Source organism: Helicobacter pylori (genome assembly GCF_006440215.1).
GTDB classification, from domain to species: Bacteria; Campylobacterota; Campylobacteria; order Campylobacterales; family Helicobacteraceae; genus Helicobacter; species Helicobacter pylori_CS.
Window position 1 is genome coordinate 1 of record NZ_VEZH01000004.1, and the last position, 22,901, is coordinate 22,901.

Here is a 22,901-nt window from a genome sequence, read left to right on the forward strand (position 1 = left end):
AAGAATACGAGGGCTTTTTTAGCGATTTCAATACGAGCATGAAAAGCAACGAGCAAGAAGTAACGAACATCTTAAACGCCAATTAGCAAAAACATTTTTTATTCACAAAAGGCTGTATCAATCACAAGGAAATGTAATCCACTTCTTTGGGTCTTTGATGGTTAGCGATGAGTTGCTTACAGGTCGCAACGCCTTCTGAAGTGCCAACCATTAATAGCTTGGATTCGCTTGCAATGATTGTTTCTCCATCAGGCATGGGGATGTATTTGCCATCTTTTTGAGTGATACCAATCACAAACGCTTTAGCGATCTCTCTAAAATGGGCTTCTTTTAATTTCCTTAACACAAGCCAGCTGGTTTTAGGGACAATCACTTCCTCTAAGTCTAAAAGCGTGTCTTTTTTATTGATAAAGCGCTCTAAGATATTTTCCATATCCGGACGCACTGCCATGGCGCTCACTCTCTGCGCCATGAGCTTTGTAGGGGAAACCACCATATCAGCCCCTAATTTTTTTAATTTTTCTAAGCCTTCATCGCTATGCGCGCTCGCAATGATGTAATAAGGTTTGCGCTTTAATTCCTTTTCAAACAAGCGCACGCTCACCATTAACGCCACATTCACCGGTAAAATCTTAGACAAAGCTACAACACCCCTAGCGCTGCTTAAGTGGGTTTTTAGCATGGCTAAATTGGTGTGCGGATCGCCTATGATATAGTAGGGGTATTTGTGCTTAATGGCTTCTTCTTCAAAACTAGGGTCATTATCCACGACCACAAAAGGGATTTGAGCGGAGCGGAACTGCTTGCTCAACTCAATGGTGTATTCGTTGTGGTAACAAATCACATAATGATCCTTAAGGCGTGCGATTTTATAAATCATACCTTTCTCCTTAATCAATCTGGTAAGCGTGCCTTTATTGACCACGCTAACTAAAATAGCCACGCTAAAGGCAATAATTCCTGCCCCAAAAAACATTAAAATGGAAGTTAAAAAAATACTTATAGGCCCAAACTGGCTTTCATTTAAAGCGCCAAACCCTGTAGCTGTCATGGTGTAAGTCGTTTGAAAGAAAGCTTGCATAAGGCTATAATTTTCTAGGGCGAAGTATCCCAGAGTGCCTAAAAGCACAAGCAGTTGGATTAAAATAAGCGGGAGTCTAAAAACCTTAAATTGCTCATAGATTTCAGAATTTAAATTGACTTCTGGCTGAATTTCATCGTCTTTTTTGATTTTAAAAAATTTCAACTTTTCAAACAAAACCAATTCCTAGATCAAAATAAATTCTTTTGAAAGCGTTCACCTCTAAATTTAATCAAAACGCTAAACCTAAGCTGTGTTTTAATCTTAAAAAGAAGTTTAGTTTTAAGGGGAGTTTTAAAAAGGTTATCAAAAACATCAAAACCACCCCTACAATCAAAATGGACAGAAATTCTAAAAACTAAGCCCCTTTACGCATGGTTCTTAAAGTGGAAGCAGCCACTTTAATGCGTTTAGTCGTGCCGTCGTCTAATTGGATCTTAATAGATCGCAAGTTAGGGAGTAAGCGGCGTTTATTTTTGTTGTTCGCATGACTGACATGATTGCCTATCATAGGCCCTTTAAAAGTTAAAGCGCATCTTTTTGCCATTGTGTATCCTTAATTATTGAAATAAACTTTGTATTATACTTAAAATAGCCTTTAAAAAGACTGATTTTAAGGCTAATTTTTAAATGGTTCGTTTGAGAACTACTTTTTTTGAGGCACAGAACTTTTAAACCCTTTCATTCTGTCAATAGCGTCTCTGTATTTGGCAATATTTTCTTCTGTAAGTTCTGTTACAGCTTTTTTCATGACAACGGCATACATTCTGTTTAAGATCTTATGTATCGCGTCTTCTTTATTCTTTTCTAAATCTTCATGGATAATGCTGTTTGAAGAATTAAACCCTCCAGAATTACTCTGTTTGTAAGTATAGGTTATTGCCTGAAAAGTTCCCACTTCCACAGCAAAATCATGGACTACACGATTGCTTTCTGGCTCATAAAAACTAAACCACACAGAGCCTGAGCTTTGATCCACTAGCGTGCCTAAATTAGGATTATTGGGATCTTTTAAATTCATTTTCAAATCTTCTAAAACGCCCACCCACCCTTTCACATCTAAAACAGCAAAAAGCTTTCTTTTATCCTGTAAAGTTAAAGCGCTTTCATCTTTAAAAAAGAGCGTTTGATAGCCTCTTTTCTCAAAAATAGTTTGGATTTGATTAATTAAAGCGTCTTGAAACTTATCAATATAAGGCTTTAGATTATCGCTCACTTGAATGCGCGGCGCTAAAATACCGATTAAACGATAATTTTGTGGGGCTTGGGCGACATGCAAAGAGTAGTTAAAATTGAATGGCGTTACTTTTTGAGTGGTTTGGATTTTTTCATTAACTTGAATGGGTTTTTTTTGTTGGTTTTGGGGTTTTACTTCAGCAACTGGTTTAATCGCGCAACCAACCAACACGCTTGAAAGCCCCAAAGCGATTAGCGTTTTAAAACAAAGTCTTTGAGAAAAAAATAAACGCTTAAAAAAGAAACAATTCATGAAGCACTCCCAAAAATTAAGTTATAGCGTGATTATACTTTAACTCATGCTGATTTTAAGCGAGTCAATTTGCGCTACAATTATGCTTTTTTTAATCTATAAGCATGGCATGGCGATTTTAGGGGATTTTATGCTCTATTCTTTACTATATGGCTATTTCAATATCAATCTTTTCCAGTATTTGACTTTTAGAGCAGGGTTAGGGTTTTTCATAGCCTTTTTCCTCACGCTTTTTTTAATGCCTAAATTCATTCTATGGGCCAAGGCTAAAAAGGCTAACCAGCCCATTTCTAGCTTCGTGCCAAGCCACCAGAATAAAAAGGATACCCCTACGATGGGGGGGATTATTTTTGTTTTTGCAACCATTGTTGCGAGCGTGTTGTGCGCGTCTTTGAGTAATCTTTATGTGTTGTTAGGGCTAATAGTGTTAGTGGGCTTTAGTTTTGTGGGTTTTAGAGACGATTACACTAAAATCAACCAACAAAATAACGCTGGAATGAGCGCGAAAATGAAATTTGGCATGCTGTTTGTCCTTTCGCTTGTGGTGTCTGTTTTGTTGAGTTTTAAGGGGTTAGACACTTTTTTATACGCGCCTTTTTTGAAAAACCCTTTGTTTGAAATGCCAACGGTGTTAGCGGTTGGTTTTTGGGTGTTGGTTTTTTTATCCACAAGCAATGCGGTGAATTTAACCGACGGGTTAGACGGCTTAGCGAGCGTGCCTAGCATTTTCACCCTTTTAAGCCTTTCTATCTTTGTGTATGTGGCAGGGAATGCGGAATTTTCTAAATACTTGCTCTATCCTAAAGTCATAGATGTGGGGGAATTGTTTGTTGTCTCGCTGGCGTTAGTGGGATCGCTCTTTGGCTTTTTGTGGTATAACTGCAACCCGGCAAGCGTGTTTATGGGCGATAGCGGGAGCTTGGCTTTGGGGGGGTTTATCGCTTATAACGCTATTGTTTCGCATAATGAAATCTTACTCGTTTTAATGGGATCGATTTTTGTGGTAGAAACTTTGTCTGTGATCTTGCAAGTAGGGAGCTATAAAACCCGTAAAAAACGCCTTTTTTTAATGGCGCCTATCCATCATCATTTTGAGCAAAAGGGTTGGGCAGAAAACAAGGTGATCGTGCGTTTTTGGATCATTTCTATGCTGAGTAATTTAGTCGCTCTTTTAAGCTTGAAGGTGCGTTAAAATGAAAATCTCTTTATTGGGGCATGGTAAAACCACTTTAGCCTTAGCGCGTTTTTTTAAAAAAAACCATAACGAAGTCAAATTTTTTGATGATAAATTCCCTTCATTTTTTAAGGATAGAGAGGGTTTTCTTTGCTATCCTAGTAAGGATTTTAACCCTAATGATTCCCAATTAGAGGTAGTCAGTCCTGGCATTAGTTTCACGCACCCTTTAGTCATAAAAGCCAAGCATTTAGTGAGCGAATACGATTATATTGACAGCTTGTTTGATTTGGTTTTCACGCCTACTATAATCAGTATTAGCGGCACTAACGGGAAAACCACCACGACAGAAATGCTCACCATGCTTTTAGAAGATTTTAAGGCTGTGAGTGGGGGGAATATCGGCACACCCTTGATTGAATTGTTTGAAAAACAATCGCCCTTGTGGGTGCTAGAAACAAGCTCCTTTTCTTTGCATTACACCAATAAGGCTTACCCTTTAATCTACTTGCTCATCAATGTAGAAGCCGATCATTTGACTTGGCATTGCAATTTTGAAAATTATTTGAACGCTAAACTCAAGGTTCTAACATTGATGCCTAAAACTTCGCTCGCTATCCTCCCTTTAAAATTCAAAGAACACCCCATTATTCAAAACTCGCAAGCGCAAAAAATCTTTTTTGACAAAAGCGAAGAGGTTTTAGAGTGTTTAAAAATCCCTTCTAACGCCCTTTTTTTTAAGGGAGCGTTTTTATTAGACGCGGCTTTAGCCCTTTTGGTTTATGAACAATTTTTAAAAATAAAGAATTTAAAATGGCAAGATTATAGAGAAAACGCCCTTAAAAGATTAAACGCTTTTAAAATCGGCTCGCATAAAATGGAAGAATTTAGGGATAAAGAAGGGCGTTTGTGGGTAGATGACAGCAAAGCCACAAATATTGATGCCACCTTGCAAGCCCTAAAAACCTTTAAAAACCAAAAAATCCATTTGATTTTAGGGGGCGATATTAAAGGGGTCAATTTAACCCCCCTTTTTGAAGAATTTAAAAATTATGAAATAAGCCTTTATGCGATAGGATCAAGCGCTTTTATTATCCAAGCCTTAGCGTTAGAATTTAATGTTTCTTGTCAAGTTTGTTTGGAGTTAGAAAAAGCGGTTCAAGAAATTAAAAGCGTTTTATTACAAAATGAAGTTGCCTTGCTTTCACCCAGTGCGGCCAGTTTGGATCAATTTTCTTCGTATAAAGAAAGGGGTGAAAAATTTAAAGCGTTTGTTTTAAAGGATTAAAGCGCATGCGCCACAACATCTAATTGTGAAATTTTTTGAAAAATCTCGTTCCGTTCTGCTTCATTTAAAACTTCCATAGAAACATTAAAGCTGTAAAATTTGGCGTTTTTAGAAGTGTTTTTAAATTCCAATTTAAAGGGGCGTTGGTAGGTTTCTAAAAGCTCTTTTAACACGCTTGTATCGTTGGTGGTCATAATCACCCTATAATCCCAAAGGCAAGGGTAAATGATAGTGGGTTTTTTTAAATCAGACGGCATTGAACAGATCCTTAAACAATTTAGGAATGGCAATAGGGCTGTATGTAGAGCGATTGACAAAGCCAAACTTGATTTCTGAAGCAAAGACTTTAAAAGGCTTCATAGGCTCTAAAGAAGCGTTTTGGATGCAATAAATTTCTTGAAAAAGCACCACAAAAACCTTTCTTAATTCTTTAATTTGCGTTCTTATTTCTAAGACCTGCCCAAGGCTTGCGGGGGTGAAAAAATCCGCTTTGATAGAGCGGATAACAAACACGCCTTCTTCATTTTCTGGCAAGACCTTTTGTTTAAAAAAAAACTCGCTCCTAGCCCTTTCGCAATATTTCAAATAATTCGCATGATAGACCACGCCTTCAGAGTCGGTATCTTCGTAATATACCCTACAGCGCATTAATTCCCCTTACTTAAATAATGAAATTTTCTTAAGATTATACAATATGTAACTTAACTATAGTATAATCTAGGGGCGTTGCTTTATGTTTTTTAGGTATTTTTAAAGTGGGTTTTTTCTTAAATCTTAAGATCTTTAAAGATTTTAAAAAACTGATACAGCAATAGTTGGACGATTAAAGACATAGCTCTTTAATTTTAATCATTGACAAGGAGTTTGATAGTTAAGATATGGGTAATCATTTTTCTAAATTAGGATTTGTTTTAGCCGCATTAGGGAGCGCGATAGGTTTAGGGCATATCTGGCGTTTTCCCTATATGACTGGGGTGAGTGGTGGGGGTGCTTTTGTCTTATTGTTTTTATTTTTATCTTTAAGCGTTGGCGCGGCGATGTTTATCGCTGAAATGCTATTAGGACAAAGCACGCAAAAAAATGTAACAGAAGCTTTTAAAGAGCTTGACATTAACCCTAAAAAACGCTGGAAATACGCAGGGCTTTTGCTTATTTCTGGACCTTTAATACTGACTTTTTACGGCACGATTTTAGGTTGGGTGCTTTATTATTTAGTGAGTATTAGTTTCAATTTGCCTAACAGTATCCAAGAATCTGAACAAATCTTTAATGATACCTTACAATCCATTAGGTTACAATCCATAGGGCTTTTTAGCGTTTTATTGATAACCGGATGGATTGTTTCTAGGGGGATTAAAGAAGGCATTGAAAAACTCAATTTGGTTTTAATGCCCTTACTCTTTGCTACTTTTTTTGGTTTGCTTTTTTATGCGATGAGCATGGATTCTTTTTCTAAAGCTTTTCATTTCATGTTTGATTTCAAACCAAAAGATTTGACTTCTCAAGTGTTCACTTATTCCTTGGGGCAGGTTTTCTTTTCCTTAAGCATAGGTTTAGGGATCAATATCACTTACGCTGCGGTTACTGATAAAACGCAGAATTTGCTTAAAAGCACTATTTGGGTGGTTTTATCAGGAATTCTAATTTCTCTTGTGGCAGGGCTTATGATTTTCACTTTTGTGTTTGAATATGGGGCGAATGTCTCACAAGGCACAGGGTTAATCTTCACTTCTTTACCGGTGGTTTTTGGCCAAATGGGAGCGATAGGCATTCTTGTTTCAGTTCTTTTCTTGCTCGCGCTCGCTTTTGCTGGCATCACTTCTACGGTGGCTTTATTAGAGCCAAGCGTGATGTATCTTACCGAAAGGTATCAATATTCTCGTTTTAAGGTTACTTGGGGTCTTGTAGCGCTAATTTTTATCGTAGGCGTGGTGTTGATTTTTTCGCTTCATAACGATTATAAAGACTCACTCACTTTCTTTGAAAAAAGTCTTTTTGATTGGTTGGATTTCGCCTCAAGCACCATTATCATGCCTTTAGGCGGGATGGCAACCTTTATTTTTATGGGTTGGGTTTTGAAAAAAGAAAAATTGCGTCTTTTGAGCACACACTTTTTAGGCCCTAAATTGTTTGCAACTTGGTATTTCTTGCTCAAATATATCACCCCTTTAATTGTGTTTTCTATTTGGTTGAGCAAGATTTATTAAAACATTTAGCATGGGAAAATTTTCTAAATTAGGCTTTATTTTAGCCACTTTAGGTAGCTCTATCGGTTTAGGGCATATTTGGCGCTTCCCTTATATGGTGGGCCATAATGGGGGGAGCGCGTTTGTGCTTTTATATTTAGTGCTAACCTTGAGTTTAGGCATTGCTATGCTTTTAGTGGAAATGCTGATTGGGAATTTGGGTAAAAAAGATGTTGTTTCTAATTATCAAATCTTAGATCCTAAAAGAAAAAAATATTACCCTTTCACTTCTTTTTTTATTTTAGGAGGCCCTCTCATTTTATCCTTTTATGCGGTAGTGTTAGGCTGGGTGCTTTACTATCTTTTTGTGGTAACTTTTGATTTGCCTAAAGATTTAGAGCAGGCTAAGATGCAATTTAGCATGCTCCAAAATGGCAGTTTAATCTGGCCTGTTATTGGCTTTAGCGCATGCTTATTGCCGACAATATGGTTTGTTTCTAGGGGGATTGAAGAGGGGATTGAAAAATTAAATGTGGTACTGATGCCGTTGTTGTTTGTGATTTTCATAGGGCTTTTAATCTATGCGATGACTTTAGAAAGCATGCCTAAAGCTTTGCGCTTTTTATTTAATTTTGAGATTCAAAAGATTGATTTTAAGGTTGTTATGGACGCTTTAGGACAGATGTTCTTTTCTTTGAGTTTGGGGGTAGGCACGATCATTACTTATTCAGCTTTCACGCCCAAAAAAGAAAATCTGTTCAAAAGCTCTTTATTTATTGTCTTGCCCGGTATTTTAATCTCTTTGATTGCCGGGGTGATGATTTTTACCTTTGTGTTTGAATACCATGCAGATGTTTCTCAAGGGCCAGGGCTTGTTTTTATTTCCTTACCTTTGACTTTCGCTAAAATGGGAATAAGCGGGCAGATCGTTTCGCTTTTTTTCTTTATGGCACTTGTTTTTGCCGGGATCACTTCTACGGTTTCTTTGATAGAGCCTTTAGCGCTTTATTTAATCAATCGTTTTAATTTTTCGCGCACTCAAGCGTCGCTATGGATAGGGATTGTTGTGTATGTTTTAGGCGTTTTAGTCATCCTTTCTATGAATGAACGATACGCTAAGTTTTTGAGTTTTGCTCATAAGAGCGTGTTTGGGTGGCTGGATTTCATCACTTCTTCATTTTTAATGCCTTTGGGAGGCTTGTTTTCAGTCTTGTTTGTAGGATGGATTTTAAATAAAAAGTGCTCTTTTTTAGCCACGAAGCATTTCTTTAACGCAAACGCTTTTAAAGCGTGGCATTTTAGCGTTCGTTTTATCGCGCCTGTAGTGATTTTAGCGATTTTCATCTTGCAATTTAAGTGAAATAAGGATGCTTGATGAAAAGTATTTTGCTCTTTATGATTTTTATAGTTTGTCAGTTAGAAGGCAAAAAATTTTCACAAGATAATTTTAAGGTGGATTATAACTACTATTTGCGCAAACAGGATTTGCACATCATTAAAACGCAAAACGATTTGTCCAATGCCTGGTATTTCCCTCCACAAAAAGCCCCCAAAGAACATTCTTGGGCGGATTTTGCTAAAAAATATTTAAACATGATGGATTATCTAGGCACTTATTTTCTGCCTTTTTATCATAGTTTCACCCCCATTTTTCAATGGTACCACCCCAATATCAACCCATATCAACGCAATGAGTTTAAGTTCCAAATTAGTTTTAGAGTGCCTGTATTTAGGCATATTCTTTGGACTAAAGGCACGCTTTATCTGGCTTATACCCAAACTAACTGGTTTCAAATTTACAATAACCCCCAATCCGCTCCCATGCGAATGATCAATTTCATGCCTGAACTCATTTATGTTTATCCTATCAATTTTGAACCTTTTGGGGGTAAAATAGGGAATTTTTCTGAGATTTGGATAGGTTGGCAACACATTTCTAATGGCGTAGGGGGTGCGCAATGCTACCAGCCTTTTAATAAAGAAGGCAATCCTGAAAACCAGTTTCCCGGACAACCTGTAATCGTTAAAGATTATAACGGGCAAAAAGATGTGCGCTGGGGGGGGTGTCGTTCGGTGAGCGCGGGGCAACGCCCTGTGTTTCGTTTGGTGTGGGAAAAGGGAGGCTTGAAAATCATGGTCGCTTATTGGCCCTATGTCCCTTATGATCAATCCAACCCTAATTTGATTGATTATATGGGGTATGGTAACGCTAAAATTGATTACAGGAGAGGGCACCACCATTTTGAATTGCAGCTTTATGATATTTTCACGCAATACTGGCGTTACGATCGCTGGCATGGAGCTTTCCGCTTAGGCTATACCTACCGCATTAACCCTTTTGTAGGGATTTATGCGCAGTGGTTTAACGGCTATGGCGATGGCTTGTATGAATACGATGTTTTTTCCAATCGTATAGGGGTAGGAATACGCTTAAACCCTTAAAAAAGCGTTCTTTTATGCTATAATTAAGACCAAAAATTCAAGGGGATTATTCAGCTATGAAAATCAGTGTTAGTAAAAACGATTTAGAAAATACTTTGCGCTACTTGCAAGCTTTTTTGGATAAAAAGGACGCTTCTTCTATCGCTTCACACATCCATTTAGAAGTCATTAAAGAAAAGCTTTTTTTAAAAGCCAGCGATTCAGATATTGGGCTAAAAAGCTATATTTTTACGCAATCTAGCGATAAAGAGGGCGTTGGCACGATCAATGGGAAAAAGTTTTTGGATATTATCTCATGTTTAAAAGACTCTAACATTATTTTAGAGACTAAAGATGACAGCTTGGTGATCAAACAAAATAAAAGCTCTTTCAAACTCCCCATGTTTGACGCTGATGAGTTCCCTGAATTCCCTGTTATTGAGCCAAAAGTGAGTTTAGAAGTCAATGCCCCCTTTTTAACAGATGCGTTTAAAAAGATCGCTCCTGTGATTGAGCAAACCAGCCACAAAAGGGAATTAGCCGGTATTTTAATGCAATTCAATCAAAAACATCAAACCCTTTCAGTGGTAGGCACGGATACCAAACGGCTTTCTTACACGCAGTTAGAAAAAGTCTCTATCCATTCCACTGAAGAAGACATTTCTTGCATTTTACCTAAAAGGGCTTTATTAGAAATCCTTAAGCTTTTTTATGAAAATTTCAGTTTTAAAAGCGATGGCATGTTAGCGGTGGTTGAAAACGAAACGCACACTTTTTTCACCAAGCTCATTGATGGGAATTACCCTGATTATCAAAAAATCCTCCCTAAAGAATACATTTCTTCTTTCACTTTAGGTAAAGAAGAATTTAAAGAGAGCATTAAATTGTGCAGTTCTTTAAGCTCCACGATTAAACTCACTTTAGAAAAAAACAACGCTTTGTTTGAATCTTTAGATTCTGAGCATAGCGAAACGGCTAAAACCTCTGTTGAGATTGAAAAAGGTTTGGATATTGAAAAAGCCTTTCATTTGGGCGTGAACGCGAAATTTTTCCTTGAAGCCTTAAACGCTTTAGGGACAACGCAATTTGTTTTAAAATGCAATGAGCCTTCTTCGCCTTTTTTGATCCAAGAGCCTCTTGATGAAAAGCAAAGCCACTTGAACGCTAAAATTTCCACTTTGATGATGCCAATCACATTATAAAGGCTGATTTGAATGCAAAATTACCAGAGCCATAGTATCAAGGTTTTAAAAGGCTTAGAGGGGGTTAGGAAACGCCCTGGAATGTATATTGGCGATACCAATGTGGGTGGGTTGCACCACATGGTGTATGAAGTCGTGGATAACGCTGTAGATGAGAGCATGGCAGGTTTTTGCGATACGATTAATATCACTTTGACTGATGAGGGTTCATGCATTGTAGAAGATAACGGGCGAGGCATTCCTGTAGATATTCACCCCACGGAAAAAATCCCCGCTTGCACCGTGGTTTTAACGATTTTGCATGCGGGGGGCAAGTTTGATAATGATACTTATAAAGTTTCAGGCGGTTTGCATGGCGTGGGCGTTTCGGTTGTGAACGCTTTGAGCAAACGCTTGATTATGACCATTAAAAAAGAGGGTCAAATCTATCGCCAGGAGTTTGAAAAGGGTATCCCCATTAGCGAGCTTGAAATCATTGGCAAAACCAAAAGCGCTAAAGAAAGCGGCACGACTATTGAATTTTTCCCTGATGAAAGCGTGATGGAAGTCGTTGAATTTCAAGCGGGTATTTTGCAAAAACGCTTCAAAGAAATGGCGTATCTTAACGACGGCTTAAAAATTTCTTTCAAAGAAGAAAAAACCCAGTTGCAAGAGACTTATTTCTATGAAGACGGCTTGAAACAATTCGTTAAAGACAGCGCTAAAAAAGAACTGCTCACCCCCATTATTTCGTTTAAAAGCATGGATGAAGAAACGCGCACTTCTATAGAAGTCGCTCTAGCGTATGCTGATGATTACAATGAAAACACTTTAAGCTTTGTGAATAACATTAAAACTTCTGAGGGCGGCACGCATGAAGCGGGCTTTAAAATGGGCTTGTCTAAAGCGATTTTACAATATATTGATGAAAACATTAAGACAAGAGAATCCCGCCCCATTTCTGAGGACATTAAAGAGGGCTTGATTGCGGTTGTGAGCTTGAAAATGAGCGAGCCTTTATTTGAAGGGCAGACTAAATCCAAACTCGGTAGTTCGTATGCGCGCGCGTTGGTTTCAAAATTAGTCTATGATAAAATCCACCAATTTTTAGAAGAAAACCCTAACGAAGCCAAAATCATTGCCAATAAAGCCCTTTTAGCCGCAAAAGCCAGGGAAGCCAGCAAGAAAGCCAGAGAGCTTACAAGGAAAAAAGACAATTTGAGTGTCGGCACTTTGCCTGGAAAATTAGCCGATTGCCAGAGTAAAGACCCGCTTGAGAGTGAAATCTTTTTAGTGGAGGGCGATAGCGCGGGCGGGAGCGCTAAACAAGGGCGCGATAGGGTTTTTCAAGCGATTTTACCTCTAAAAGGTAAGATTTTAAATGTGGAAAAAAGCCATTTGTCAAAGATTCTAAAATCAGAAGAAATTAAAAACATGATCACGGCTTTTGGGTGCGGCATTCAAGAGAGTTTTGATATAGAAAGATTGCGCTATCATAAAATCATTATTATGACCGATGCTGATGTGGATGGGAGTCATATCCAAACCTTGCTGATGACTTTTTTCTATCGTTATTTACGCCCGCTGATTGAACAAGGGCATGTTTTTATCGCTCAAGCCCCTCTTTACAAATATAAGAAAGGCAAGACAGAAATTTATCTTAAAGACGGCGTCGCTTTGGATCATTTTTTAATTGAGCATGGCATCAATTCGGTGGATATTGAAGGGATTGGCAAGAACGATTTGATGAATTTGTTAAAAGTGGCACGCCATTACCGCTATACGCTTTTGGAATTAGAAAAACGCTACAACTTGCTAGAAGTTTTACGCTTTTTGATTGAGACTAAGGACGCCTTAAGCCTTGATATGAAAGTTTTAGAAAAAAGCATTTTAGAAAAATTAGAGGGCTTGAATTATCAGATCTTACGCTCTTTTGCTACTGAAGAAAGCTTGCATTTGCACGCACAAACCCCTAAGGGCTTGGTGGAATTTAACCTAGATGACAACCTCTTTGAAGAGGTGTTGTTTGAAGAAGCGAATTACACTTACCAAAAGCTTATGGAGTATAATTTAGATTTCTTAGAAAATAAGGATATTTTGGCGTTCTTAGAAGAAGTGGAAAATCACGCTAAAAAGGGAGCGAATATCCAGCGCTATAAGGGGCTAGGCGAGATGAACCCTAATGATTTATGGGAAACGACCATGCATAAAGAAAACCGCAGCTTAATCAAACTCAAAATTGAAGATTTGGAAAAAACCGATGCAGTCTTTTCGCTTTGCATGGGCGATGAAGTAGAGCCTAGAAGAGCCTTTATCCAAGCGCATGCTAAAGATGTGAAACAGCTAGATGTGTAAGGGATTTTGATTAGAACCCCTAAACATTTAACCAAGCAAGAGAGCGTGAACTTAGGGGCTTACTACACGCCCCCTTATTTAGTGGATTGCGCTTACAAGCTTTTAAAAAAGCATGTTGGTATTGAAAACTACACGCTTTTAGACACCGCATGTGGCAATAAAGAATTTTTAAAACTCCACCACCCTAAAAAAATAGGAGCGGATATTGACCCTGAGTGTGGTGCTTTAATGATAAACGCTCTAGCCAATCCTAAAAGAGAAAATTATGGCGTTAGCCAAGATGAGCCTTTAATCATCGTGGGCAATCCCCCCTATAATGATAGAACTTCCTTTATCAAACAAGATATTAAAAATAAAGATTTCACTTTTGAGATAGACAACGATTTGAAATCTAGGGATTTAGGGATAAGTTTTTTAAGATCTTTTGCAATTTTAAAGCCGGCGTTTATTTGCGTGTTACACCCTTTATCTTATCTCATCAAAGAAGCTAATTTTAAGCAATTAAAGCTACTTAAGGATAATTACAGGCTTTTAGACGCTCTTGTTGTTTCTTCCAAACATTTCACTAAAAATAACGAGTTTCCTATCGTGATAGCTTTATATGAGCGAGGGCGAATGGACTATGCAGATATTAGGCGTTTTGTTTTTCCAACTGATTGCAATACGACGCTATGCTTAAACGATTTTGACTATATAGCCAACTATGTGGATAAATACCCTAACGCTAAAAAGGTTGGTGCATGCGTGGGCTATTTTTTCCCTATGCGAGACATTAACGCTCTCAAACGCAACAAAACTTTTTTAAACGCGCCAAGCGAAAATGCAGTGCGAATCAGTCAAGATAAATTGATTTATTACCAATATATCCATTATTTTAAGGAAATCGCTCCCAAAATCCCTTATTATTTTGGTAATTTGGATATTATCATTGATCGTTTTGCTTTTTTAGAAATTAAAGACGCTTTTTTAAAAGATAAAAGAGCGCGTTTAGAATATTTTAAAAAATTGTTTCAAGGACACCCTTGTGAGTTTGATTAAAATTAACCATGATGAAAAAGTGATTGAGGTTTCTATTCCTTTAACTTCAATTTCAGGCAAAGTGCGTGTGAAAATCAGACATGCCTTTAGCGATTATGGTATTTCAACGGCGACTAGAAAAATCCCTTTTAGTTTAAAGCATTATGTAGAGTGGCAAATCGGTTATGATGTCCCCATTAAAGATAAAGAAAAATTGGAGCTCACTACCCTAAAAGATGAAAAATATCATTTTTTAGGGGCTAATAATAAAGTAAAGACTCTTTATGAATTGAGCGAAATGATTGATTACGCTAAGCAATTAAATTTAATCAGTTTAGAAAATTTAGAAAATACTTTAAAATATTTAGAAAAACAAAAACAATTTATAGAAGATAATTTTATGATTACAAGAGAAAGATTTAGATCGCATCAATTTGGGGGCATGGATTTTGAACTTTCACGCATTTCTTATCCCTTACTCATTCATTCTTTCAATGATAATCAATTGAGTGAAATCGTTATTAGAGAGCAACAATATGGCTCTAAAACCCATGCTGTATTTTTGCTTTTCTATTTTGGAATTAAAAACCGCTACCCCCTTATTAAATAGAACGGCTGCTCTCAAAGAACATGCCCTTTTGATTATCCATAAAACCAACGCTCTCATGTTTTTAGAAATGTTTAAAATTTTTGGACTTTTAAGCCAAGCGCACCATAACGATGTGTTAAAGATTTTAGAAAAAATACTTCAAAATTAACAATGACACGGATTGATTAAAAAGGGAATATCCAACGCTATAAGGTCTAGGCGGGATAAAACCATTTATGAGAAACCACCATGCATCAATAAAACGCGCTTCATAAAGCTATAAAAACAAGGCTAGGCTTTAAACTTGTATCGTTTTTCTTTAATGGCTTATGTTATACTAATAAAATACAGATTTGATTGAAGGCATTAAACAACTGCATGGTATTTTTTCATAAGAAAATTATTTTAAATTTTATCTATTTTTTAATGGTTGCTTTTTTATCCCATTTATCCCATGGGGTTCTTTTAAAAGCCGATGAAATGGCTAAAAAGCAAACTTTATTGGTGGGTGAAAGGCTTGTGTGGGATAAGCTCACGCTGTTAGGGTTTTTAGAAAAAAATCATATCCCCCAAAAACTCTACTACAACCTAAGCTCTCAAGATAAAGAATTGAGCGCTGAAATCCAAAGCAATGTTACCTATTACACCTTAAGAGATGCTAACAACACGCTCATTCAAGCCCTTATCCCTATAAGCCAGGATTTACAAATCCATATTTACAAAAAAGGGGAGGACTATTTTTTAGACTTTATCCCCATTATCTTCACTCGTAAAGAAAAAACCCTCCTTCTTTCTTTACAAACTTCGCCCTATCAAGATATTGTCAAAGCCACCAATGACCCCCTTTTAGCCAACCAATTGATGAACGCGTATAAAAAAAGCGTGCCTTTTAAACGCCTAGCAAAAAACGATAAAATCGCTATCGTTTATACAAGAGATTATCGTGTGGGGCAAGCGTTTGGCCAACCAACCATTAAAATAGCCATGATTAGCTCTCGTTCGCACCAATACTATCTTTTTTCCCATTCAAACGGGCGCTATTACGATTCAAAGGCGCAAGAAGTGGCAGGGTTTTTACTAGAAACCCCGGTGAAATACACCCGCATTTCTTCGCCTTTTTCGTATGGGAGATTCCATCCTGTCTTAAAAGTCAGACGGCCTCATTACGGCGTGGATTATGCGGCTAAACATGGCAGTTTGATTCATTCGGCTTCAGATGGTCGTGTGGGTTTTATAGGGGTTAAGGTGGGGTATGGGAATGTGGTTGAAATCCATTTGAATGAATTGCGTTTGGTGTATGCCCACATGAGCATGTTTGCCAAGGGATTAAAAAAAGGATCATTCGTTAGAAAAGGGCAAATCATAGGAAGAGTGGGAAGCACGGGTTTAAGCACCGGGCCGCATTTGCATTTTGGCGTGTATAAAAACTCCCGCCCCATTAATCCTTTAGGCTATATCCGCACCGCTAAAAGCAAGTTGCATGGCAAACAAAGAGAGGTTTTTTTAGAAAAAGCTCAGCATTCTAAGCAAAAATTAGAAGAACTTTTTAAAACCCATTCTTTTGAAAAAAATTCATTTTATCTTTTAGAGGGTTTTTAATGTCTTATTTTAAGAATGCTTTCAATCAAAAATCTTTAATAGATGATTCCAGTGTGTATTTAGAGCCTTGTTCTAGCTCTAATTTCATAGAATTAAAACGCATGCATTATAATGAAGAGAATACTAAGAAAACATGGGATATTATTAAGTCTTTAGACAGCGTGGCGGTTTTACTCTATGAAAAAGAATCCGATTGCTTTGTGATCGTGAAACAATTCCGCCCAGCCATTTATGCGCGCCATTTTCATTTTAAGCACGATCAAGATCAAACTATTGACGGATACACTTATGAATTGTGTGCGGGGCTTGTGGATAAAGCTAATAAGAGTTTAGAAGAAATCGCTTGCGAAGAAGCGCTAGAAGAATGCGGTTATCAAATTAGCCCTAAAAACTTAGAAACCATAGGCCAATTTTATAGTGCGACCGGGTTGAGCGGGAGTTTGCAAACGCTCTATTACGCTGAAGTGCGCGAGAATTTGAGGGTTTCAAAGGGTGGGGGGATTGATACCGAAAAGATTGAAGTGCTGTTTTTAGAGCGATCAAAAGCTTTTGATTTTATAATGGATTTTCAATACGCTAAAACCACCGGATTGTCTTTAGCCATTTTATGGCATTTAAAAAAGTTTAAAAATGTTTAAAAGGAATTTTATGTTAAGGCTTTTGATAGGACTTCTTCTAATGAGTTTTATAAGCTTGCAATCAGCCTCTTGGCAAGAACCCTTAAGAGTGAGTATAGAATTTGTGGATTTGCCTAAAAAAATCATTCGTTTTCCTGCTCATGATTTGCAAGTGGGGGAGTTTGGTTTTGTCGTTACTAAACTTTCAGATTATGAAATCGTTAATTCTGAAGTGGTCATTATTGCCGTTGAAAATGGTGTCGCAACGGCTAAATTCAGAGCGTTTGAGTCTATGAAACAAAGCCATTTACCCACTCCAAGAATGGTCGCTAGAAAGGGTGATTTAGTCTATTTTAGGCAATTCAACAACCAAGCGTTTTTAATCGCTCCTAATGATGAACTCTATGAGCAAATTAGAGCGACTAACACCGATATTAATTTTATTAGTTCTGATTTGTTGGTGACTTTTTTGAACGGGTTTGACCCAAAAATCGCTAATTTAAGAAAAGCGTGCAATGTTTATAGCGTGGGGGTGATTTATATTGTAACCACGAACACGCTCAATATTTTAAGCTGTGAGAGTTTTGAAATTTTAGAAAAAAGAGAGCTGGATACAAGCGGTGTTACTAAAACTTCTACGCCGTTTTTTTCTAGGGTTGAGGGCATTGATGCAGGCACGCTGGGGAAACTTTTTTCAGGCAGTCAGTCTAAAAATTACTTCGCTTACTATGACGCTTTAGTGAAAAAAGAAAAACGCAAAGAAGTGAGGATTAAAAAGAAAGAAGAAAAGGTTGATGCCAGAGAAATTAAACGAGAAATCAAGCAAGAAGCCATTAAAGAGCCTAAAAAAGCCAATCAAGGCACAGAAAACGCTCCTACTTTAGAAGAGAAAAACTACCAAAAAGCAGAGCGCAAACTTGATGATAAAGAAGAAAGGCGTTATTTAAGAGATGAAAGGAAAAAAGCCAAAGCCACCAAAAAGGCTATGGAATTTGAAGAAAGAGAAAAAGAGCATGATGAAAGAGATGATAGGGAGACTGAAGAAAGAAGAAAAGCTTTAGAAATGGATAAAGGCAATGAAAAAGTCAATGCCAAAGAAAACGAGCAAGAAATCAATCAAGAATCCGCTAATGAGCCAAGTAGTGAAAACAACGCCACTCCAAAAGACACAGAAAATACTTCTGTCTTAAAAGAGAGTGCCGCTAAAAAAGAAGCGTCAAAACCAAGCTCTAAAGAAGAAAAACGCCGCTTGAAAGAAGAAAGGAAAAAAGCCAAAGCCGAACAAAGGGCAAAAGAATTTGAACAAAGAGCGAGAGAGCATCAAGAAAGAGATGAAAAAGAGCTTGAAGAAAGAAGAAAAGCTTTAGAAATGAATAAGAAGTAGGCCCATGTTAGAGAAGCAACACATCCAATATTTTAAAAACTTGGTAGGGGGAGAGGATTTTTTCACCGATTTAGCGCATTTGAACGCTTATTGCTATGACGCTACTAAAGAAAGGCATTTGCCTAGCGGCGTGATTTTCCCTAAAAACGAGCGAGAAATCAGCCAGATTTTAAAATACTGCAACGAGCACCGCCTTATCGTTGTGCCTAGGGGGGCTGGGAGCGGTTTTACAGGGGGGGCGTTGAGCGTGAGCGGGGGGCTAGTTTTAAGCGTAGAAAAGCATTTGGATAAGATTTTAGAGATTGACACTAAAAATTTAATCGCTAGAGTAGAGCCGGGCGTGATTAACAAGCATTTCCAAAACGAAGTGGAAAAATTGGATTTATTCTACCCCCCAGATCCAGCGAGCGAGAATCAAAGCACTTTAGGTGGGAATGTCGCTGAAAATGCCGGCGGCATGCGTGCGGCTAAATACGGCATCACGAAAGATTATGTCATGGCTTTAAGGGTGGTTTTAGCGGATGGCAAAATCATAAGAGCAGGCAAAAAAACGATCAAAGATGTCGCCGGTTTTAATGTTGCAGGGCTGATGATCGCTAGTGAGGGGTGTTTGGGCGTGATTTCTGAAATCACTTTAAAGCTTTTAGCCAAACCGCCCCTAAAACAAAGCGCAATGGGGATTTTTAACCATATTGAAGACGCCATGAACGCTGTTTATAAGACAATGAGCAGCGGGGTTACGCCTGTAGCGATGGAATTTTTGGATAATTTGAGTATCAAAGCGGTTGAAGAACGATTTTCTAAAGGCTTACCCAAAGACGCTGGAGCGATACTCATCACTCAAGTGGATGGCGTGGTTAAAGAGCAGATTGCATGGCAACTCAATGAGATAGAAAAGCATTTTAAAGCCAATGGTTGCGTGGGTTTTAAGATCGCTCAAAACGAACAAGAAGAGCAGGATTTGTGGTTTTCAAGGCGTAACGCTTCTCAAAGTATTAGCGTTTATGGTAAAAAGAAATTGAATGAAGATGTGACCGTTCCTAGGGCGAGTTTGCCGAGTTTGTTGCAAGAAGTCGCCAAAATAAGCCAAAAATACGGCTTTAAAATCCCTTGTTTTGGGCATACGGGCGATGGCAATGTGCATGTGAATATCATGCTAGAAGATCCTAAAAGGGATTTAGAAAAAGGGCATCAGGCTATGGAAGAGATTTTTCAGGCCGCCATTAGTTTGGAGGGGACTTTAAGCGGGGAGCATGGCATAGGCTTGTCTAAAGCCAAATTCATGCCTTTAGCGTTCAATCAGAGTGAAATGGAGCTTTTTAGGAATATTAAAAAAGCCCTTGATCCTAATAATATTTTAAACCCTTTTAAAATGGGGTTGTAAGATTTAAAAGCAAGGAAAGCACATGAAAATCGGTGTTTATGGAGCGAGCGGTCGTATAGGGAAACTGCTTTTAGAAGAATTAAAAGGGGGGTATAAGGGATTAGCGCTATCTAGCGTGTTTGTCAGGCAAAAATGCGAAACAGATTTCAGCTCTTTTTCGCGCACCCCTTTAGTAACCAACGATTTAAAAGCGTTTGTGAGGGCTTGCGAATGCGTGATTGATTTTTCTTTACCTAAAGGCGTGGATAATTTGCTAGAAGCTCTTTTAGAATGCCCTAAAATTTTAGTTTCTGGAACGACCGGTTTAGAAAAAGAAACGCTAGAAAAAATGCAACATTTAGCCTTAAAAGCACCGCTTTTGCATGCGCACAACATGTCTTTAGGGATTATGATGCTCAACCAATTAGCCTTTTTAGCTTCTTTGAAATTAAAAGATGCGGATATTGAAATTGTAGAAACGCACCACAATCTCAAAAAAGATGCCCCGAGCGGCACTGCGTTGAGTTTGTATGAAACTTGCGCTAAGGCTAGGGGGTATGATGAAAAAAACGCTCTTACCACTCACAGAGAAGGTTTGCGCTCTAAAGAAAGCATTGGCATAGCCGCTTTAAGGGGGGGCGATGTTGCCGGGAAGCACACGATAGGGTTTTATTTAGAGGGCGAATACATAGAGCTTAGCCATACAGCGACTAACCGATCTATTTTTGCTAAAGGGGCTTTAGAAGTGGCTCTATGGCTTAAAGATAAAGCCGCTAAAAAATATGAAATCAACGAGATGTTTGGCTGAATGTTTTAATTCTTTTTGTATAGATAATTCACGCTTCTATAATGAAATACCACCACTTGTTAGCCTTACTAAAAGGCTTTTTACTATAGGGGATATTGCTGACGATTAAGCTGTATTGGAAGAGTTTATTTTGTAAGGATTAATCTTGCCTTGTGTGATTAGTTAACACAAGGCAAGTGTGGTAAACCCTACTACAATTTCAATTCAAGGAGCCTAACTAAAATAAAATGAACAATTTCAGTTAGGGCTTTATTATAGCAAAAATTATCAAGAATTACAAAGGGTAGCGTTTCTGTTTTTGGATTTAGAGCGTTATTTTGATTGTTTTGAGTTTAATTTACTTTTTGTTTAATAATAAATCTTAACTACCATAAACGCATGATTAAAGGATTTGAGTTATTAAAAAATTCTAAAATAAAAGGATATAAAATGAAAACCATTAGAAATAGCGTGTTCATTGGAGCGTCTTTGCTCGGCGGTTGTGCTAGCGTTGGGACTCGCTTTGATGCTTTGCGTGTTGCTTGCGTTAAAGACGCTTGTTTATAGAGAAAGAAGCGCACTACACGCCCAAAGACTTTGATAGCCCTTATTTTAGCAATCAAACTAATATTGGGTTTAGGTAGGTTTAGTTGGAGGTTTTAGGGGTGTTATTTCAAATGCTCTCTATCCCCTTAAAAAATGGGTTTTACATAAAATAAAGTTAAAACCCCCTTTTCAAAGATTAAAGAGCGTTAAGTAAGACTTATTTAAAAAGCAAAGAAAATCAATTTTTTCAACCACTCTTTTAAAAATAAGGTATTTTTGCCTTATTCTAAACTTTTAAAGTGGGATTATTGATTTGCTCATTGTTTTAGCATGAATAAGTGGTGATAAATTCAAAAGGATGGGGTTTGCTCTCCCATGGGAACACTTCAGCGTTGAATTTAAGAGACTGATAGGCTTGAATAAATTCTTCGCTAAAGACCTGACTTTCTTTTAAATACTGCTTATCGGCTAGCATTTCTTCTAACGATCTTCTTAAAGTGTGGGGCATTTGTTTGATACCTTTTTCCCTAATTTCATCTAAAGTCAATTTGAAAAGGTTAATATCCATCGCCTCGCCGGGATCAATCTTATTTTTAATGCCATCCATGCCTGCCATTAAAATCGCTGCAAAAGCCAAGTAGGGGTTTGATGAGCTGTCAGGAAACCTGAATTCAAACCTCGCGCTGTTTTTAGAAATCCCATAAGGGATACGCACGCTCGCGCTCCTGTTATTAGCCGAATAAGTCAAAATAGATGGGGCTTCATAGCCCGGAATCAGGCGTTTGTAAGAATTAGTGGAAGCGTTAGTGAAAGCGGCCAACCCTCTAGCGTGGCGCAACACGCCTCCTAAAAAATGCAACGCAAACTCGCTCAAGCCCTTGTAAGTTTCGCCGCTAAAAAGGTTTTCGTTGTTTTTCCAAACACTCACATGGGTGTGCATCCCGCTCCCGTTATCCCCATATAAAGGTTTTGGCATAAAAGTGGCGGTTTTGCCGTTTAAATGAGCGACCATTTTAACCACGTATTTGAGTTTTTGGACATTGTCAGCGGCTTCCACTAAATCCCCAAATTTCACGCCCACTTCGCCTTGTGCTTGCGCGACTTCATGATGGACGACAAAAGTTTCTAACCCCACTTGGTTTAAGACTTTCACAATTTCAGTGCGAATATCCATCATCGTATCCGTTGGCGGCACAGGCATATAGCCCCCTTGCCTGCCCGGTCTATGGCCAAAATTCACGCCATTTTCAAAGCTCTTATCTCTATTCCATTCGCCCTCTTCGCTATCCACTTCGTAGTATTGGGAATTGGAAGCGTCTTTAATTTTAATGGAGTCAAAGATGAAAAATTCATTCTCTGCGCCAAAATAAGCCACATCGCCCAAACCTGAATCTCTTAAATGTTGTAAGGCTTTTTTAGCGATACTTCTAGGGCATTTCTCATAAGGCTGGTTTTTATACACATCATACACATCGCAAAACACGACCACGCTCACATCCGCGCTAAAAGGGTCAATGAAATAACGCACCAAATCGGGGGTTAAAATCATATCGGAGTGTTCAATGCCTTGCCAGCCTTTGAAAGAACTCGCATCAAAAGGGATCCCCTCTTTAAACATGACATGCGTTAAAGCCCCAAAAGAATAAGCGATGTGATTCCAAGTGCCTTTAATATCGCTGAATCTAAAATCCACAAATTCCACTTCATTTTCTTTGCAAAATTCAAAAAATTCTTTGATCTTGCTTTCACTATTTTGAGTTCTTACTACCATTAACCACCTTTAATTGTTATGAATTGAGTTTGATTGATAGGGGTGATTATAGC

The 22,901-nt window shown here is 38.0% G+C and carries 20 protein-coding genes and 2 pseudogenes; 16 read left to right on the forward strand and 6 right to left on the reverse strand.

Features of this window, described 5'->3' with window-relative positions; genetic code table 11:
• Positions 1–121: 121 nt before the first annotated feature.
• The 3 genes from FIM44_RS02685 to FIM44_RS02700 all read right to left on the reverse strand — a co-directional run bounded on the left by FIM44_RS02685 (position 122) and on the right by FIM44_RS02700 (position 2,570).
• Complete coding sequence (locus FIM44_RS02685) at positions 122–1,258, reverse strand: potassium channel family protein (protein ID WP_000461980.1); 1,137 nt, start codon at positions 1,256–1,258, stop codon at positions 122–124.
• A gap of 181 nt (positions 1,259–1,439) precedes the next feature.
• Complete coding sequence (gene rpmB, locus FIM44_RS02695; protein ID WP_001118998.1) at positions 1,440–1,628, reverse strand: 50S ribosomal protein L28; 189 nt, start codon at positions 1,626–1,628, stop codon at positions 1,440–1,442.
• A 99-nt stretch (positions 1,629–1,727) separates the two neighbouring features.
• Positions 1,728–2,570: an HpaA family protein gene (locus FIM44_RS02700; protein WP_140578996.1), complete on the reverse strand. Its 843-nt coding sequence runs from the start codon at positions 2,568–2,570 to the stop codon at positions 1,728–1,730.
• A gap of 130 nt (positions 2,571–2,700) precedes the next feature.
• Here FIM44_RS02700 and mraY point away from each other — a divergent pair, with 130 nt between their 5' ends.
• Positions 2,701–3,762 (forward strand): phospho-N-acetylmuramoyl-pentapeptide-transferase, encoded by a 1,062-nt coding sequence (mraY, locus tag FIM44_RS02705; protein ID WP_140579055.1) that lies wholly within the window; start codon positions 2,701–2,703, stop codon positions 3,760–3,762.
• Position 3,763: 1 nt separating this feature from the next.
• Positions 3,764–5,032, forward strand: a complete 1,269-nt coding sequence (murD, locus tag FIM44_RS02710) for a UDP-N-acetylmuramoyl-L-alanine--D-glutamate ligase (RefSeq protein ID WP_140578997.1) — start codon at positions 3,764–3,766, stop codon at positions 5,030–5,032.
• On the opposite strand, the gene FIM44_RS02715 is transcribed toward murD, so the two are convergent.
• Positions 5,029–5,289 carry an HP0495 family protein gene (locus FIM44_RS02715; protein ID WP_140578998.1) on the reverse strand — a complete coding sequence of 87 codons (261 nt, stop codon included), beginning with the start codon at positions 5,287–5,289 and terminating at the stop codon, positions 5,029–5,031. The genes murD and FIM44_RS02715 overlap by 4 nt on opposite strands.
• Positions 5,279–5,680 (reverse strand): acyl-CoA thioesterase YbgC, encoded by a 402-nt coding sequence (gene ybgC, locus FIM44_RS02720; RefSeq protein ID WP_001203783.1) that lies wholly within the window; start codon positions 5,678–5,680, stop codon positions 5,279–5,281. The genes FIM44_RS02715 and ybgC overlap by 11 nt, the downstream gene beginning before the upstream one ends.
• A 230-nt stretch (positions 5,681–5,910) precedes the next feature.
• Here ybgC and FIM44_RS02725 point away from each other — a divergent pair, with 230 nt between their 5' ends.
• The 14 genes and pseudogenes from FIM44_RS02725 to FIM44_RS08585 all read left to right on the forward strand — a co-directional run bounded on the left by FIM44_RS02725 (position 5,911) and on the right by FIM44_RS08585 (position 21,389).
• The gene (locus FIM44_RS02725) at positions 5,911–7,239 is read left to right on the forward strand and encodes a sodium-dependent transporter (protein ID WP_140578999.1); all 1,329 of its coding nucleotides are present in this window, start codon (positions 5,911–5,913) and stop codon (positions 7,237–7,239) included.
• A 10-nt stretch (positions 7,240–7,249) separates the two neighbouring features.
• Positions 7,250–8,578, forward strand: a complete 1,329-nt coding sequence (locus FIM44_RS02730; RefSeq protein ID WP_140579000.1) for a sodium-dependent transporter — start codon at positions 7,250–7,252, stop codon at positions 8,576–8,578.
• A 14-nt stretch (positions 8,579–8,592) separates the two neighbouring features.
• Complete coding sequence (locus FIM44_RS02735) at positions 8,593–9,660, forward strand: phospholipase A (protein WP_140579001.1); 1,068 nt, start codon at positions 8,593–8,595, stop codon at positions 9,658–9,660.
• Positions 9,661–9,716: 56 nt separating this feature from the next.
• On the forward strand, positions 9,717–10,841 hold the full coding sequence (gene dnaN, locus FIM44_RS02740) for a DNA polymerase III subunit beta (protein ID WP_000704245.1): 1,125 nt from the start codon (positions 9,717–9,719) through the stop codon (positions 10,839–10,841).
• Positions 10,842–10,853: 12 nt separating this feature from the next.
• A complete protein-coding gene (gyrB, locus tag FIM44_RS02745; RefSeq protein ID WP_140579002.1) occupies positions 10,854–13,175 on the forward strand; it encodes a DNA topoisomerase (ATP-hydrolyzing) subunit B in 2,322 nt (773 codons plus the stop codon).
• Between the two features lie 45 nt (positions 13,176–13,220).
• The gene (locus FIM44_RS02750) at positions 13,221–14,213 is read left to right on the forward strand and encodes a DNA methyltransferase family protein (RefSeq protein ID WP_140579056.1); all 993 of its coding nucleotides are present in this window, start codon (positions 13,221–13,223) and stop codon (positions 14,211–14,213) included.
• Positions 14,200–14,950 (forward strand): annotated as a pseudogene (locus tag FIM44_RS08800) (R.Pab1 family restriction endonuclease). The gene FIM44_RS02750 and the pseudogene FIM44_RS08800 overlap by 14 nt, the downstream one beginning before the upstream one ends.
• Before the next feature lie 209 nt (positions 14,951–15,159).
• A complete protein-coding gene (csd3, locus tag FIM44_RS02760) occupies positions 15,160–16,380 on the forward strand; it encodes a peptidoglycan DD-metalloendopeptidase Csd3 (protein ID WP_140579003.1) in 1,221 nt (406 codons plus the stop codon).
• Positions 16,380–17,018 (forward strand): NUDIX hydrolase, encoded by a 639-nt coding sequence (locus FIM44_RS02765; RefSeq protein WP_140579004.1) that lies wholly within the window; start codon positions 16,380–16,382, stop codon positions 17,016–17,018. Before csd3 ends, FIM44_RS02765 begins: the two co-directional genes overlap by 1 nt.
• Before the next feature lie 10 nt (positions 17,019–17,028).
• Complete coding sequence (pgbA, locus tag FIM44_RS02770; protein ID WP_140579005.1) at positions 17,029–18,381, forward strand: plasminogen-binding protein PgbA; 1,353 nt, start codon at positions 17,029–17,031, stop codon at positions 18,379–18,381.
• Between the two features lie 4 nt (positions 18,382–18,385).
• The gene (gene glcD / locus FIM44_RS02775) at positions 18,386–19,765 is read left to right on the forward strand and encodes a glycolate oxidase subunit GlcD (RefSeq protein WP_140579006.1); all 1,380 of its coding nucleotides are present in this window, start codon (positions 18,386–18,388) and stop codon (positions 19,763–19,765) included.
• A 22-nt stretch (positions 19,766–19,787) separates the two neighbouring features.
• Positions 19,788–20,552 (forward strand): 4-hydroxy-tetrahydrodipicolinate reductase, encoded by a 765-nt coding sequence (gene dapB, locus FIM44_RS02780; protein WP_140579007.1) that lies wholly within the window; start codon positions 19,788–19,790, stop codon positions 20,550–20,552.
• A 429-nt stretch (positions 20,553–20,981) separates the two neighbouring features.
• Positions 20,982–21,098 carry an urease-enhancing factor gene (locus FIM44_RS02785; RefSeq protein WP_096425006.1) on the forward strand — a complete coding sequence of 39 codons (117 nt, stop codon included), beginning with the start codon at positions 20,982–20,984 and terminating at the stop codon, positions 21,096–21,098.
• Between the two features lie 98 nt (positions 21,099–21,196).
• Positions 21,197–21,389, forward strand: a pseudogene (locus FIM44_RS08585) (hypothetical protein).
• A gap of 13 nt (positions 21,390–21,402) precedes the next feature.
• Here FIM44_RS08585 and glnA read toward each other — a convergent pair.
• The gene (gene glnA, locus FIM44_RS02795) at positions 21,403–22,848 is read right to left on the reverse strand and encodes a type I glutamate--ammonia ligase (RefSeq protein WP_140579008.1); all 1,446 of its coding nucleotides are present in this window, start codon (positions 22,846–22,848) and stop codon (positions 21,403–21,405) included.
• Positions 22,849–22,901: the final 53 nt, after the last annotated feature.

Excerpts from the sequence above, each read along its gene's own strand:
- rpmB (WP_001118998.1), bottom strand. The coding sequence starts at position 1,628 with ATGGCAAAAAGATGCGCTTTAACTTTTAAAGGGCCTATGATAGGCAAT.
- FIM44_RS02700 (WP_140578996.1), bottom strand. The coding sequence starts at position 2,570 with ATGAATTGTTTCTTTTTTAAGCGTTTATTTTTTTCTCAAAGACTTTGT.
- mraY (WP_140579055.1), top strand. The coding sequence starts at position 2,701 with ATGCTCTATTCTTTACTATATGGCTATTTCAATATCAATCTTTTCCAG.
- murD (WP_140578997.1), top strand. The coding sequence starts at position 3,764 with ATGAAAATCTCTTTATTGGGGCATGGTAAAACCACTTTAGCCTTAGCG.
- FIM44_RS02715 (WP_140578998.1), bottom strand. The coding sequence starts at position 5,289 with ATGCCGTCTGATTTAAAAAAACCCACTATCATTTACCCTTGCCTTTGG.
- ybgC (WP_001203783.1), bottom strand. The coding sequence starts at position 5,680 with ATGCGCTGTAGGGTATATTACGAAGATACCGACTCTGAAGGCGTGGTC.
- FIM44_RS02725 (WP_140578999.1), top strand. The coding sequence starts at position 5,911 with ATGGGTAATCATTTTTCTAAATTAGGATTTGTTTTAGCCGCATTAGGG.
- FIM44_RS02730 (WP_140579000.1), top strand. The coding sequence starts at position 7,250 with ATGGGAAAATTTTCTAAATTAGGCTTTATTTTAGCCACTTTAGGTAGC.
- FIM44_RS02735 (WP_140579001.1), top strand. The coding sequence starts at position 8,593 with ATGAAAAGTATTTTGCTCTTTATGATTTTTATAGTTTGTCAGTTAGAA.
- dnaN (WP_000704245.1), top strand. The coding sequence starts at position 9,717 with ATGAAAATCAGTGTTAGTAAAAACGATTTAGAAAATACTTTGCGCTAC.
- gyrB (WP_140579002.1), top strand. The coding sequence starts at position 10,854 with ATGCAAAATTACCAGAGCCATAGTATCAAGGTTTTAAAAGGCTTAGAG.
- csd3 (WP_140579003.1), top strand. The coding sequence starts at position 15,160 with ATGGTATTTTTTCATAAGAAAATTATTTTAAATTTTATCTATTTTTTA.
- FIM44_RS02765 (WP_140579004.1), top strand. The coding sequence starts at position 16,380 with ATGTCTTATTTTAAGAATGCTTTCAATCAAAAATCTTTAATAGATGAT.
- pgbA (WP_140579005.1), top strand. The coding sequence starts at position 17,029 with ATGTTAAGGCTTTTGATAGGACTTCTTCTAATGAGTTTTATAAGCTTG.
- glcD (WP_140579006.1), top strand. The coding sequence starts at position 18,386 with ATGTTAGAGAAGCAACACATCCAATATTTTAAAAACTTGGTAGGGGGA.
- dapB (WP_140579007.1), top strand. The coding sequence starts at position 19,788 with ATGAAAATCGGTGTTTATGGAGCGAGCGGTCGTATAGGGAAACTGCTT.
- FIM44_RS02785 (WP_096425006.1), top strand. The coding sequence starts at position 20,982 with ATGAAAACCATTAGAAATAGCGTGTTCATTGGAGCGTCTTTGCTCGGC.
- glnA (WP_140579008.1), bottom strand. The coding sequence starts at position 22,848 with ATGGTAGTAAGAACTCAAAATAGTGAAAGCAAGATCAAAGAATTTTTT.